The sequence below is a fragment of the Streptomyces sp. NRRL B-24085 genome, assembly GCF_001282115.1.
Lineage (GTDB): Bacteria > Actinomycetota > Actinomycetes > Streptomycetales > Streptomycetaceae > Streptomyces.
Genome location: NZ_LJBR01000022.1, coordinates 87,540 through 101,053, shown reverse-complemented (window position 1 = coordinate 101,053; position 13,514 = coordinate 87,540). Strand labels below are relative to the sequence as shown.

Genomic DNA, 13,514 nt, shown 5'->3' with positions numbered 1-13,514 from the left:
CCACCCGCCCGGCCGTGTAAGGAACCTCTGTCCGTCATGACGACCGTCAGCGAACTCCCCTCCCCCCTCACGCTGCTCCCCCGAGCCCAGGCGGGCGACGAGCACGCGATGAACCACCTGCTGACCGCCATCACGCCCTATGTCGCGCGCATCTGCCGGTCCATCACCCACGACGACGGCGCCGACGCCACGCAGGAGGCGCTGCTCGCCGTCTACCGCGGCCTGGGATCCCTGCGCGAACCGGCGGCGTTCTACGGCTGGGTGCGCTCCGTGACCGTCCGGGAGGCCGTCCGCACCGCCAAGCGGTACGGCGCGGAGAACTGCTGCTCCGAGGTGGAGGCGCAGCAGGAGACCAACCCCATGGACGCGGTGTACATCAGCGACGTGCTGGAGCGCCTGTCGCGGGCGCACCGGCAGATCCTCACCCTGCGTGCCTACGGGCTGAACGAGGAGGAGATGGCCGAGGTGCTCGCCCTGCCCGTCGGCACCGTCCGTTCCCGTCTCTTCCGTGCCCGGCGCCGGTTCCAGGAGGCCTGGCAGCCCTCGGCGGCGTGAGGCCGGGCCCGGTCCCCCGCGGGGACCGGGCCGACACGACGGCGGCCGTGGCGATGCTTCCGCCACGGCCGCCGCGCGGGGCCCGTCAGGCCCCGTTCCGCACTACCGCACGCGTTCGGGGAGGACACGCGGGGGCCACTGCCCCGCGGCGAACATCCCCAGGGCGTGGGCCCGCGCCACGAGAGCGGGCCGATTGGGCGCGTCGAAACGCCGCAGCATCTGCCCGACGCGGTACTCGATGCCCTGGCGGCTCAGATACAGACGGGAGGCCATCTGCACCGTGGACTCACCACTGGCCACACCCTCCAGGACCTGCGCGTCGAGGGCGCTGAGCACCGGCCCGCCCGGGCCCGCCTCCGCCGACCGGCGCAGGAGGACGACGACACCGACCAACTCACCCGAGGGCTGCCTGACGGCGATGGCGGTGATATCGGCAATGAAATGCCGGCCATCGCCGTCCCGGCCGGTCACCTTCTCCTTGAATCTCCGGCTGCGCCCAGAGGAAAGTGCGGTGAATTGTTCCCGCAAAAGGCCCGGAGTTGGGGAACGGAGCAGTTCGAGCAGTCCTCGTCCGCAGATGTCGTCGGCACTCAGGCCGAATTGGCGGGCGAATTCGGGTTCCGCGGCGGTGACCGCCAGGTCCCGCGGGGACAGGTGGGCCGTACAGGCGGCCGCCGGGGTGCCGTGGTCCGGTGCGGCGGTCAGGCCGCGGCGGACCGGGGCAGCCGTGGCTGCGGTCTTCTTCTTCCTGGGCGAGGCGTCGGGGAAACTCGTGGTCGCCACGGACGTACCGTCCTTCTTCCTGCACGTGGGGGGCTGGGAAGGGTGGAGCGGACGCGGAGCGGACCGATGCGCTGTGCCTGGGTGTCGACGAGCGCCCGGTGACGGCACGCGCCACCTCGTCGGTGGCCGGTGCCGGCGATCCGCGTCGTTCCGGGCCGGGGTGGGCTCCGGAACAGGGGTCGGGTCAGGTGAGCGGAGGGAGCGGTGCCGAGGCGACCGTCATCCGGGGCTGCCGGGCAACGTTGTCATGACGGCTGTTCGAGCCCGAGCCGCGGTCCCGTTCACGGGCAGCCGGAAAGCCCGGGCGAGCGAGCCGTAAGTCCCGCCGTGACGAGGAGCCCGTTCGGGCAATGGGGTGCACGAAAACCTCCAGGCGGCAAAGAGGGGATCGCTTGGTTCGTTCGATGGAGCCGCCATCGAGATTAAAGGGAGACAACCCCTGAGACAAGAGTTTGCCAGGTGACCTGGGCAACTCGTCAACTCTTATGCGGGCGGGCGGAATTCGGGCCCGAAGAACCCCCGTCTCCCACAGCGCGGTCGGCCCGGACGTCACCCACACGGAATGCGCTTACCCACCACGGCAAACAGCTTGTCGCCTCTTGCGGCGCTCCCTAAAGTGCTGACAACTCACGTGCCCGACCGGGCAAGCGGAACCACGGATACCGTGCCGACCGGGCCACCGAACCCGAGGAGGGAGATGCTCGACCAGCCGCAGTTCGGCCGTCGGCTGAAAAGACTCCGGACCGCACGCGGCCTGAGCCAGGCCGACGTCGTCGGCGACGACATGTCGACGGGACACCTGTCACGCCTGGAGTCCGGCGACCGGCGCCCCACCGAGCGCACCGTGGCCTACCTCGCCCACCGACTCGGGGTCGACGCTTCGGCCCTGACCGGCCCACCGGACGGCACGTCCCTGAGCGGAGCGCTGGCCGCCGCGGCCTCGGCGCCGCCCGGGACGGACAGCACCGCGGCGCTCAGCCGCGCGGTCGAGGAGGACGCCTGCGAGGATCCCGCCGCCCGCTGGCATGCCCTGTGGCTGCTCAGCCAGGCCGCCTACCGCGACGGCGACCACCCACGGGAGCGCACGCATCTGCTGCAACTCCTGGCGCTGAGCCGATCGTTGGACGCCCCGGACCTCCTCACCCGCTCGCTCGTCCGCCACGCGCGCTGCGCACGTGCCCTCGGCGACATGGGTACGGCGGAGTCGGCGGCGGCGGAGGCGCTCTCCATCGCCCGCACCGCGCACCTGTGTGTGCCCGACACGCTCGCCGCGCTGCTGGAGCTGATCAGCGTCGAGACGGACCTCGGCCGGTGGGAGGCGGCCTCGCAGCACGTCGACGAGCTGGACCGGGATCTGCTGCCCCGGGCCTCCGCCGTGCAGGCGGCCGAGGCCCTGTGGACGGCCGCCGTGGTCAGCAGCCGCAAGGGCGACGACGCGGCCGCCGTCGCCCGGCTGAACACCGCCCTCGACCTGCTCAAGGGCGGCCAGGACGACCTGACCGTGTGGGCCCGGCTGCGGACCGCCGCCACCGCCACAGCCCTGCAGATGTCACCACCCCGGGTGGCCGCCGCGGAGAAGTGGCTGACCGAGGCCGCCTCCGTCCTCGACCTGATCGGCACACCCGCACAACTCCAGGAACTGCACGCCCTCCAGGCTCATCTCGCCTTCGCACAGGGCCGGTTCGAGGACGCCGCCCGGCTGAGTCGGGCCGTGCTGTCCGAGGAGGACCTGCGTCTCCCCTACCGGGACCGGGTACGGCTGTCGGTCCTCGACGGCCGGCTGGCGATCCGCGCGGGCCGGGTCGAGGAAGGCGTCGCCGCACTCCAGCAGCTCGCACGACAGGCCACACAGTCCAGGCACGTCGACCTCGCCGCCCATGTCTGGCAGGTGCTGGCCACCACGCTGGCTGCGGGCCTCCACCCCTCGGCGGCGGGCCCCTGTCCGACAGGGCCCGGCTGAACGGGCGGGGAGCGGGCGGTGCGTGGGCGGGACCTCCGCTACGACGGGGCGGACAGGCTCTTCGAGACCCGCGGGACGGCGTGACGACGGGCTACGGCTCACCGGCGCGCAGAGCCTGGACGTCGCCCCGAGCCGCCCGGAATGTTGCAGCCGAACTGGTCGGCCATGGCGAGGCCGACGCCTCGGCCTGCCGCTGCACGGGCTCTCCGGCATACTGGATCGCATGGAAGAGACGGACCGGCAGCTCGGTCAACGGCTCGAGAAGGCCATCATGAGCCTGCTGGAGCGCCGCGCCGACACGGCGTCGATCTGCCCGTCCGACGCCGCGCGCGAGGTCTACGAGGGTGACGACGACGGCTGGCGGGCCCTGATGGAACCGGCCCGCCGAGCGGCATGGCGTCTGGTGAACAACGGCCAGGTCGAGGTGACGCAGGGCGGCCGACCCGTCGCGGAGACGGAGACACGCGGTCCCGTCCGCATTCGGCGCGCTCGTCGGTAGGGGCAGCGGGGCAGCTGTCCGGGGAGATCCTCTTCTCCATGGAGTCACGTCTTCTGAGCCGCCGCCCACGAGGCGCCGCTACGGGGTGAAGACCTCGTCGAGGCGGTCGATGGCGCCGTCGGCACCGAGGTGGTAGGTGAACACGAGCCCCGAGTTCGGATGTGCCTCCAGCCAGTCGAGGAACTCCTGCACCCCGATGTGCTGGTTCTCGGTGCTCTCCACGATGGGGGTCGTCACGGTGACGTACGCGGCTTGGTCCATCGGGATGAACGTCTCCTTCCCGACCGTCTCGAACGGCGCGCCGTCGGAGTCGGGCGTTCCGCAGCCCCAGTTGCCGTGCTTGACGATCAGACTGAGAAATCCTCCCTCGGGCGTGTAGCGGTAGACCGCGATCTCGTCGGGGGAGATCGGCATCTTGTGGTCACAGCCGTCGTCGGCGGCGCCCCCCGCCGCAGTCGGCGACGCGGAAACGGGAGCCTTGGACGCGGCGGGAACTGCGACAGGCGACTTGGCGGCGCCGCTCGGGCCTGAAGACGCCGTGGCGCCCGGCGTTTCGCTCGGCGCGCCGGACCCTGTCCCCTTGCCGCCGGCGCCCGCCGCCTTCGTCGGGCTCGTGTCGACGCCCGAACCCGTCGCGTCTCCCTTGCCGTTACAGCCGGTGAGGAGCAACGCCCCGGCCACGCAGGCTCCCAGTACGGCCGTCCCGACAACGCTCGGTCTGCGTCGGCTCTTCTTCGACGTCACGTTCATGCTGCGTCCCCCCTGTGTCCCAGTTCCCGGTGTGCCTCGACGGCTCGTCGCAGAGGACGACTTTCAGCCGCCGCCAGTTGCACGCCCACGTGAGTTGTTCACGCATCACCGCTCGTGCAACGGACATCGGCGATTGTCGTGTATCACCTTCGCGTTTGGCCTTGGCCTGTTTTCGACTGCTGACCCTAGCGTGACAGCGCAGTCGTGGGTCACCGACCCGTGGGTGTGGCGGCGCAGGGTGCTCGGCACCACCTGTGCTCCCGACCGTGCCGCGGACGCCGTCTACGTGCGGCGCTCGCGCAGTGTTACGGCCAGCGGGATCGCCGTGAACATCGAGGAGTACGTGCCCACCGCGAAGCCGATCAGAAGGGCGAGGGCGAAGTCGGTCAGGGTGTCGCCGCCGAGGACGGCCAGTGCGGTGAGGATGAACACGGCGCCCATACCGGTGTTGACGGTGCGGGGCAGGGTCTGCAGAAGGGCCTGGTTGGCGACGCGGGCGAATGATCCCCTGTCCGCACGGCGGCCCAGTTCCCTGATCCGGTCGAAGACGACGACGGAGTCGTTGACGGAGTACCCGATGACGGTCAGCAGCGCGGCCAGGAACACGCCGTCGACGGGCTTGCCCAGCCAGGCGAACACGCCGATGAGGATCACCACGTCATGAGCGAGCGTGGCGACCGCGGAGGTACCCAGCAGCCAGCGGAAACGTGCCGCGAGATAGACGAGCTGGGCGCCGAGGGCGACGACGAGGGCGATGAGGGCGCCGTGGCGCAGCTCCTCGCCGAGGCTCGGGCCGATCGCCTCGTCGCGGATCTTCTCGGCGCCGGGCGCCACGTCGGCGACGGTGGCGGTGACGGCCGCCGCTCGGGCGTTGCTCAGGTGGGGGGTACGGACGGTGAGCCGGTGTTCGCCCGAGGTCTGGACGACGGCCTGGGAGAATCCGGCGTCGGCGAGCGCATCACGGGCTCGGTCGGCGTCGGCGGGCGCGGCCGTGGTGTAGGAGAAGAGGCGGCCGCCGGTGAACTCCACGCCGAGGTCCAGACCGCGCACGGCAATCCCGGAGGCGGCCAGGACCAGGGCCACCGCCGAGGCCGCCAGCCACCGGCGCGGATGGCGCATCAGGTTCGGGCTCGTGCGGATGAGGCGTTCGCGCACGAGACCCTTGTGGGCGATGCCGGTGAGGCGGGGGCGGCGACGCAGACCGGGGCGGGCGACGGCGAGGTCGGCGAGGGCCCGGGTGATGACCAGAGCGCTCAGCATGGAGGCGAGGACGCCGATGCCCAGCGTGACGCCGAACCCGCGCACCGGCCCGGAGGCCAGGAAGAACAGCAGGCCCGCTGCGATGAGGGTGGTGATGTTGGAGTCGGCGATCGCGCTGAGGGCACCGCGGAAGCCGGCGCTGAGGGACGACCGTGGAGTGGGGCGGTGCCCAGCCGCGTACTCCTCGCGGGCGCGTTCGAAGACGAGCACGTTGGCGTCGACCGCCATGCCGATGGCCAGCACGAAGCCGGCGAGGCCGGGCAGGGTGAGGGTGGCGCCGAGGGCCGCGAGGGCCGCGTAGGAGACGAGGCCGTAGCAGGCCAGGGCCACGGTGGCCAGGAAGCCCATGAGCCGGTAGACGGCGATGATGAACAGTGAGGTCAGCGCCGTACCGATACCGGCGGCCCAGGCGCTGGCCGTGATGGCTTCGGCTCCCAGGCTGGGGCCGACGGTGCGCTGCTCGATGGTCTCCACCGGCACGGGCAGGGCTCCGCCGTTGATGAGCAGGGCCAGCTCCTTCGCCTCGGTGTCGTCGAAGGTGCCGGTGATCTGGGTGGAGCCGCCGCTGATGCCGGACCGGCAGGCGACGGACGGGTCGACCTGCGGCGATGAGATGATCTTGTCGTCCAGGACGATGGCGACCCGGCGGCCCGGGTCTCCAACCGGGTGGCAGGCGGCCTCGCCCGTCAGTCGGGCCCACCCGGTCTCCCCCGATCCCCTGAAGTCGACGGTGACATGCCAGCCGGCACCGCCCTGCTGGTCGAAGCGGGCAGCTGCCTTCTCGACGTCCTTGCCGGTCAGCGAAGCCGCCTGGAGCCGCAGTTGGTGCCCGGACTCATCGGCCATCACCAGCTCGCGGGCCCGTTTGGGCAACGGATCCGGCAGGTCGTCGGCGGGGGCCGCCGTGCCGAGCACCTGGTGGAAGGTGAGCTGTGCGGTACGGCCGAGCACGTCGGCCGCCTTCCGGGGATCCTGCAGGCCGGGCAGTTCGACGATGATCCGGTCGCTGCCGGATCGGGCGATGGTGGGTTCGGCGACACCGAGGGCGTCGATACGGCCGCGCAGCACCTCCACGGTCTGGTCCGTGGCGTCCGAGTCGGAGTTGGCGTCTGAGTCGGAGTCGAGGTCGGGGTCGTTGGGGCGGGTTTCCAGCACGATCTGGGTACCGCCCCGCAGATCGAGTCCGAGGTGGACGGGCACGGTGAGGGCGACGTACAGCGACAGGGCGACGGCGGCCAGGGCGATCAAGCCTCTGATGCGCGCGGATCGGTTCACAAGGGGCCTCCGGCGGGCACACCGCGGCCGGCACAGTGGCCGCAGCAGGAAAGGAAGTCGAGAAAAGGGGAGACGGACGGGCTCAGTTGCCGGAAGGCGTGGGTGGTGCCCGCACCCCGTGAAGGTGTGCCGGATCCTCCGACACTGGTGGGTCGCGTGGCTCAGCCGGAGGTTGCGCGGGCCGCAACGTACCGGCCCCGGAGCCGGACGAGGCGCCCTGGGCGGAGACCGGTGGTGCGTGACGCTCGCCGGCGGTCTCCCCATGGCCCCGCACCGCGGCGGCGGAAACAGCCGGGTCCGCACTCTCCGCGTAGGACTCGCCGTGCGTCGCCCGGGCCTCGGCCGCGAGCACCGGGCCACCACCGGCGCGAAGTTGCTCCCCGCCCGGGACGGACAGACCGAGCAGCGTGATGACGACGGCGAGCAGGACGACCGGCACGGCCGACCCCAGGCAGCGCCTAAGCGAAACGGCACGTGCGGAAGGGTGCCCGGCATGGCGCGCGGAGCGATGCTCGAAACGTCGCTCGGAGCGGGCCATCCCCTCCCCCTTCCAATCAGTGACGACCTGTCGGTAACAGCTTTTCGATGACGCCGTCAGCAGCAGCCACCCGACGTCCGAGCGGCGGCCCGCCCGCTCACGCTTCGACGAGGCCGGCGCGGATCGCGTAACGCGTGAGCTCCAACCGGTCGCGCAGCCCCAGCTTGCGCAGCAGGTTCTCCCGATGCCGGTGGACGGTCTTGATGCTGATGAAGAGGATCTCGGCGATCTCCTTGGAGGAGTGCCCCTCGGCCACGAGCTTGAGGACCTCCTCCTCGCGCGCGGTCAGCACCTGTTCGGGCGGCTCCTCGCCGTTGCGGACCCGGTCCAGATAGCTGCGGATCAGCGCGCTGACCGCTCCCGGATACAGGAACGGCTCGTCACGCATCGCGGCCCGGCAGGCCGCCACGAGGTCGCGGTCGGCCACGGACTTCAGCACGTATCCGCTGGCTCCGGCCTTCAAGGCCTGGAAGAAGTACTGCTCGTTGTCATGCATGGTCAGCATCAGCACGCGCACACCCGGCTTCAGCGCGACGAGGTCGCGGGTGGCCTGCAGGCCGGTCATCCGGGGCATGGCGATGTCCATCACGGCCAGGTCGACCTCGTGGGTGCGGACCAGTTCGACGGCCTCCGCCCCGTCCCCGGCCTCGGCGACCACCTCCAGGTCCGGCTCCCGGTCGAGGATGAGCCGTACGCCGCGGCGTACCAGCGCGTGGTCGTCGGCGAGGAGGATACGGATCACGGATGTGTGGGGCGTGGTCATGGCTGCTTCCTGAGGGGCACGACAAGCCGGACCGTCGTACCGGCCCGCGGGTGGGAGGTGATGTCCAGCGTGGCCCCGATCAGCAGGGCTCGCTCGCGCATTCCGCGAATACCGGCCCCCTCACGGACGGCTTCGGTGCCGCCGCCGTCGTCGGCGACGGCCAGGACCACCGCCTCGCCCGTACGGTGCAGGCTCACCTCGACCTGGCCGGCCTCGGCATGACGGGCCGCGTTGGTCAGGGCCTCCTGGGCGACGCGGTACAGGACCAGTTCCGTCTGCTGGTCCAGCGCGGGCAGGCCGGTGTCGAAGCGGCGCACCACCCGCAGTCCCACATGGGTCGCGAACTCACTGGTCAGCGAGGTCAGGGCGCTCACCAGCCCGAGGTCCTCCAGCACGCCCGGCCGCAGTCGGCGTACCAGGCGACGCACCTCGTCCAGGCTCGCCCGGGTGATCTCCTGCACCTGCCGCAGTTCACCGCGCAACGGCTGGTCCGCCTCGTCGGCGGCCCGCTCCAGTGACAGCAGGATCGCGGTCATGCTCTGCCCCACCTCGTCGTGCAGTTCCTGCGCGATACGGCGTCGTTCCGCCTCCTGGGCGAACAGTGCACGGGCGCTGCTGGAGGCCCGCTCGTGCTCGAGGCGTTCGAGCATGGCGTTGAAGGTACGGATCAGTTCGGCGGTCTCGCCCCGGCCCCCTTCCGGCAGCCGCTGCCCGGGGCGCAGCAGATCGACGGTGGTCATCAGCCGGGTGAGCCGGTCGAGCGGGGCGAGGCCGATGCGGAGCAGGGCCGCGTTGGCGACCAGCATGACGGCCAGCCCGGACACCAGGATGATCGCCTCGGTCAGCACCACCGGCACGGAGACGGTCACCGGAGCCCACAGCAGCAGCGCGGTGGCGCCTCCCAGCACCACCGCGTTGAGCGCGAAGATCCGCCAGAACAGGGACACCGGGATGACGCCTTTCCGTGTGTGACGCGGCCATGCCTCTACTGTCGGTCACCGCGCACCCCGAGCTTGAGCTGCGTTCACTGGTTCTGACCGGCCTGCACTCCAGGCTGCCCGCCGCCCGCTCCGCCGTCGATGGGCTCCAATGCCCATTTCCGGGCCCGGCCGGCCGGCACCGCCATGGGTTCCGGCCCGCAGTGCGACGGGCCCCGGCGCACACCGCGACGCGTTCGGGCCACACCGCGACCGGCCCGGGCCATGCCACAGATGGGTATCGCGCCCGATGGGTTTTCCGCGGTGTCGCGGCCACGGTGGAGGCATGAACAGCCCTACGTGACCGCCCCTCGCCCCGACGACTCCCTGCCGACCCGGACTGCACCGGAAGAAGGACCCGCCATGTCGCTCGACACGTCCCAGACCGAAACCCGTCGTGAACGGCTGACGGCGCACGAGGCCCTCCAGCGCCTCGAACAGGAACGCGCCTCCCGTCTCACCCAGTTGCGCGCCATCGACGAGGCCGGCTCCGACACGGAGGAACAGGTGATGTCCACGCAGAAGGACACCATCCGGCGAGTCCTGGCCGAGGTCGAGGCCGCTTTCGCCCGCGTCCAGGACGGCACCTACGGCATCTGCCGCACCTGCTCCGGGCCCATCCCCGTCGAGCGTCTGGAGATCCTGCCCTACACGCCGTACTGCGTCCCCTGCCAGCGCAACGCCGCCTGACAGGCACCCCTTCGACCCCTCTCCCGCCCTGCCCAGGGGGTGACTTGGTGAACCACCGGATCATCGATGACCACAACACGGCTCTGTCGACCGAGGACTTGGCCGCACTGCGCGAGAACCTGCACGAGCAACGCCTGTTCCGCCAGGAACAACTCCACCAGCTCTCAGCGGCCGCCACATCCCGTGCCGGGGCTCCGAGCATCCTTCAGGCGGCCTCCCAACTGGAGGTGCGCAACAAGCTCGTCGCCTCCGCCCGCCTGGTCCTGGCCGACGTGGAAGCCGCCCTCACCCGCATGGACCAGGGCCGCTACGGCACCTGCCACCTGTGCCGCGGACCCGTCGCCCGCGAACTGCTGATGATCGTGCCGCAAGCCCGCTACTGCGCGCGATGCCGGCAGGTCAGGGAGGCCGGCGGATGACCACCCCACCCAGGAGCCGCCCGGCGGGCGCCCGGCACCGCGCGTGGCCCTGGTGCCGGCAGTGTTCCGGCATCGCCCTCGACCTGGGCAGCGCCCGCACCCGTGTCTGGACGTCCGGGCGGCGCACCATCCTCGACGTGCCCACGGTCACCGGCCCGGGCGACGGCAACGGCTGGCCCATCCAGCGCGGCACCATCGTCGACACCCCCGGGACGGCCCGGATGCTCAACCGGCTGCTCGGCCACCGCCTGCCGCGTGCCGGGCGTCCTCTGGTCATCCTGACCACACCCGTGCTGGGCGGCATCGCCTACCGGGCCGAAGCCCGTACGGCGGTCGAGGTCCTGCGCCCACGCACCGTTCTGACCGTCCCCACGGCGCGTGCCGTGGCGGTGGCCGCCGACGCCGACCTGGCCCGTCCTCTACTGGTCGTGGACATCGGCGCCCACCTCACCGAGGTGACACTGCTCACCGACGGCGCGGTGACCGACGCCCGCTGCACCGCCCTGGGCATCAGCGACCTGGACGGCCGCACCCCACCCGCACGGATCGCCGACGCGGTCGTCGCCATGGTGGCCGGCATGCGGGACCAGGACCCCACTTACCAGATGCTCGACGCTCTCCGGCGGGGCCCGCTGCTCGCCGGCGGGGGTGCCCTGCGCCCGGACATCACCTGCCGTCTCACGGACGGGTTGCAGGTCCCCCTGCAACCCGTCCAGGCCCCGCACACGGCGGCGGTCCGCGGCGCCGCGCAACTCCTGCGGGCCGCCCACGCCCACCCCTCAGCCACCGCGATCACCGACCCCACCCATCACCGCTAGCCGCCGCCCGGCCATCGCCCGCCTCCCGGCAACCGCCCGGCGAAGTCGCCACGTTCACGCGTAAGGAGAGACACCGTGGCCCGCGCAGTACCTCCGTCACACCCTCCCGAACACCTCCCCCGCGTCCTGTTGTGGCGATGGCGGCGCAACCCCCTGCGTCGTCGCACGGACCTCGCGCAGGCATGGATCGCCGTCGGTCTCTTCCTGGCCGCCCTGTCCGCCACTCCACCCGTCGCGTTCGCCGTGGGCGACACCGCCCACCGCCACTACGAGGAGACCGCCCGGCACCAGCACGCCACCCGGCACCACACCCCCGCCGTACTGCTGCACGACGCTCCTCGTCACCCGGAACCGGGATCCGACGAGGCACGGAAGGCGCGGTACCCGGTCACGGTGCGCTTCACCGACCCCCGAGGACACACCCGCACCGCGGAGACGGACGTCACCCCCGCTCTGGCCGCGGGCAACACCGTGCACATCTGGGTCGACACGGAAGGAAAGATCACCGAGGCTTCGCTCAGCACCCGGCAGGTCCGTGACGGCGCCATCGGCTGCGCCGTCCTCGCCGCCATGGCCGTCCCCGTCCTCGGCGTGGCCGGATACTCCTACGCCCGACGAAGGCTCGAGCGGCACAACCTCGCCCAGTGGGACGCGGAATGGGCTCGCATCGCCCCTCGGTGGACCGCATCACGCTGACAGGCCGGACCACCAGCGGGGTTGTCGGAACCGGCCGACCGCGAGACCCTCACCTGCCCGGACTCGCGAGGCCGCCGCGACCCGCTCATCCACGGGTGGACCGGCCTGGGGCGCGGGCAGGCCCCCGGCGATCGTGCTGAGGACTCTCGCCGCGACGTCCGCGTCCCGAGCCGGCGCACCCTGATCACGGGCGGCGCCTTCTCGGTCAGCGGCACCGGCTTCGAAGGCGAACCGCTGGAAGGGCCGCGGACCCTCCCGTCGCCGTCCTGGGCGACGCGGCTTCCCCGGCCCGCTGACGGTCCCGCCGGACCTACCGTGACGTCGAGTCACCCGCCCCGAGACCGACCGCCAGTGTCAGCTCGAGAACCCGGTCCGGTGAGGAGAGATCCGGGAACAGCTCCCGCACCTGCGACATCCGGTACCGGACGGTCTGGGGATGGACGTACAACGCCGCCGCCACCTCGTCCCGCCGGCCCTGGTGCAGCAGCCAGGCCCGCAGTGTCTCCTCCAGCCGCCGGGCGGTCGCGGCGGGCAAGGCCCGCAACGGCGCCAGGGCCCGGGCGCGCAGGTCTGCGAACGCGTCCATGTCGGCGCTCAGCACCAGCTCGGGCAGGTGGTCCTCGGTGTCGCGGATCTCGGAGGAGAGGGAGCGCGCGCGTACGGCCCGTGCGTACGAGGCGGACACGCGGGTCCACGGCCGGGCCGGGCCGACCACGGCGGTGCGGTCGGTCAGATGCCGCAGGAGATGGGTTCGGTCGGCGTCGGGAACGAGCAGCACGCCGACGGCGTCCGGCAGATCGTCCAGGACGAGGGTGCTCGGGTCGAGCACCCGGTAGGCGGGCCGGGCCTGGGCGGCGGGCAGCAGGACCGCGGTCAGCGAGACGGGAGGCTGCCACCCGGCCCGTTGAGCGGAGACCAGCAGTACGTCCGGACTCGCGCCGGCGAGGAGGTCGCGGGCCAGCTGTTCCAGGTGGCGTTCCTGGGCACGGCCCTGGGCGGCCAGTTCGTCGGCGTGGCCGGCGGCGCTCGCGGCGGAGAGCTCGTCGATGTAGGCGAAGGTCAGCTCGGCGAACTTGGCGACCTCGGCGGCGGGCAGCCCCGCGGGTACGGCACCGGCTGCCAGGCAGCGCCAGGCCACGCGGGCGCCGACGCGGTAGGCGCTGAGCAGGGCGTCCATCGAACGGCCGTCACGGACCTCGCCGCGGCCCAGCTCGTAGGCCGCGTCACCGGCGTCGCCACCCGTGGCGTTCCCGCTCGCCAGGTCCAGATAGTGCCCGAGGGCCGTGCGGACGGCTCGGCGGATGGTGCCGCCCATGCTGCCCGAGAGGGCGTTGGCGTAGGGCGGGACCTCGTCGATGATGGCCTGGACGACCTCGTCGGCGGTGGTTCTCAGCGCGGCCCTCAGTGCGGTGACCGTCCTCTCGTCGAGGGCCAGTTCGCTGGCCCTCTGGATTGCATGGCTCATATTTGTTCCCTGCGAACAATTCGGTCGACCAGATTCACATCCTGCGGTCAGGACTTTACGCGCCAG

General features: G+C 71.9%; 13 protein-coding genes. 7 read left to right on the top strand and 6 right to left on the bottom strand.

Annotated features, from left to right (window positions below):
- Positions 1-36 precede the first annotated feature (36 nt).
- Positions 37-555, top strand: coding sequence for an RNA polymerase sigma factor (locus tag AOJ26_RS02985; RefSeq protein ID WP_053846568.1), 519 nt, complete (start codon positions 37-39; stop codon positions 553-555).
- A gap of 102 nt (positions 556-657) precedes the next feature.
- Here the strand turns inward: AOJ26_RS02985 and AOJ26_RS02980 are convergent, their stop codons facing one another.
- Positions 658-1,338 carry a PAS domain-containing protein gene (locus AOJ26_RS02980; protein ID WP_053846567.1) on the bottom strand — a complete coding sequence of 227 codons (681 nt, stop codon included), beginning with the start codon at positions 1,336-1,338 and terminating at the stop codon, positions 658-660.
- Positions 1,339-2,035: 697 nt separating this feature from the next.
- Here AOJ26_RS02980 and AOJ26_RS02975 point away from each other — a divergent pair.
- The gene (locus tag AOJ26_RS02975) at positions 2,036-3,298 is read left to right on the top strand and encodes a helix-turn-helix domain-containing protein (protein ID WP_053846566.1); all 1,263 of its coding nucleotides are present in this window, start codon (positions 2,036-2,038) and stop codon (positions 3,296-3,298) included.
- Positions 3,299-3,521: 223 nt separating this feature from the next.
- On the top strand, positions 3,522-3,797 hold the full coding sequence (locus tag AOJ26_RS02970; protein WP_053846565.1) for a DUF3253 domain-containing protein: 276 nt from the start codon (positions 3,522-3,524) through the stop codon (positions 3,795-3,797).
- 78 nt (positions 3,798-3,875) lie between these two features.
- Here the strand turns inward: AOJ26_RS02970 and AOJ26_RS44085 are convergent, their stop codons facing one another.
- The 4 genes from AOJ26_RS44085 to AOJ26_RS02950 form a co-directional block, all read right to left on the bottom strand.
- Complete coding sequence (locus AOJ26_RS44085; protein WP_234358422.1) at positions 3,876-4,211, bottom strand: hypothetical protein; 336 nt, start codon at positions 4,209-4,211, stop codon at positions 3,876-3,878.
- A gap of 618 nt (positions 4,212-4,829) precedes the next feature.
- Entirely contained in the window at positions 4,830-7,082 is a 2,253-nt protein-coding gene (gene secD, locus AOJ26_RS02960) for a protein translocase subunit SecD (protein ID WP_053846563.1), read from the bottom strand.
- A 635-nt stretch (positions 7,083-7,717) separates the two neighbouring features.
- Positions 7,718-8,383: a response regulator gene (locus tag AOJ26_RS02955; protein ID WP_053846562.1), complete on the bottom strand. Its 666-nt coding sequence runs from the start codon at positions 8,381-8,383 to the stop codon at positions 7,718-7,720.
- Positions 8,380-9,330 carry a HAMP domain-containing sensor histidine kinase gene (locus tag AOJ26_RS02950; RefSeq protein WP_053846561.1) on the bottom strand — a complete coding sequence of 317 codons (951 nt, stop codon included), beginning with the start codon at positions 9,328-9,330 and terminating at the stop codon, positions 8,380-8,382. Before AOJ26_RS02950 ends, AOJ26_RS02955 begins: the two co-directional genes overlap by 4 nt.
- Before the next feature lie 393 nt (positions 9,331-9,723).
- Between AOJ26_RS02950 and AOJ26_RS02945 the strand changes: the two genes are divergently transcribed.
- From AOJ26_RS02945 to AOJ26_RS02930, 4 genes are all read left to right on the top strand, one after another.
- Positions 9,724-10,050, top strand: a complete 327-nt coding sequence (locus tag AOJ26_RS02945; protein ID WP_053846560.1) for a TraR/DksA family transcriptional regulator — start codon at positions 9,724-9,726, stop codon at positions 10,048-10,050.
- 44 nt (positions 10,051-10,094) lie between these two features.
- Positions 10,095-10,469 (top strand): TraR/DksA family transcriptional regulator, encoded by a 375-nt coding sequence (locus AOJ26_RS02940; protein WP_053846559.1) that lies wholly within the window; start codon positions 10,095-10,097, stop codon positions 10,467-10,469.
- The gene (locus AOJ26_RS02935) at positions 10,466-11,287 is read left to right on the top strand and encodes a rod shape-determining protein (RefSeq protein ID WP_053846558.1); all 822 of its coding nucleotides are present in this window, start codon (positions 10,466-10,468) and stop codon (positions 11,285-11,287) included. The genes AOJ26_RS02940 and AOJ26_RS02935 overlap by 4 nt, the downstream gene beginning before the upstream one ends.
- A 75-nt stretch (positions 11,288-11,362) precedes the next feature.
- Positions 11,363-11,983 (top strand): hypothetical protein, encoded by a 621-nt coding sequence (locus tag AOJ26_RS02930; RefSeq protein ID WP_053846557.1) that lies wholly within the window; start codon positions 11,363-11,365, stop codon positions 11,981-11,983.
- A gap of 310 nt (positions 11,984-12,293) precedes the next feature.
- Here AOJ26_RS02930 and AOJ26_RS02925 read toward each other — a convergent pair whose 3' ends face one another.
- On the bottom strand, positions 12,294-13,448 hold the full coding sequence (locus AOJ26_RS02925; RefSeq protein WP_053846556.1) for a PucR family transcriptional regulator: 1,155 nt from the start codon (positions 13,446-13,448) through the stop codon (positions 12,294-12,296).
- Positions 13,449-13,514: the final 66 nt, after the last annotated feature.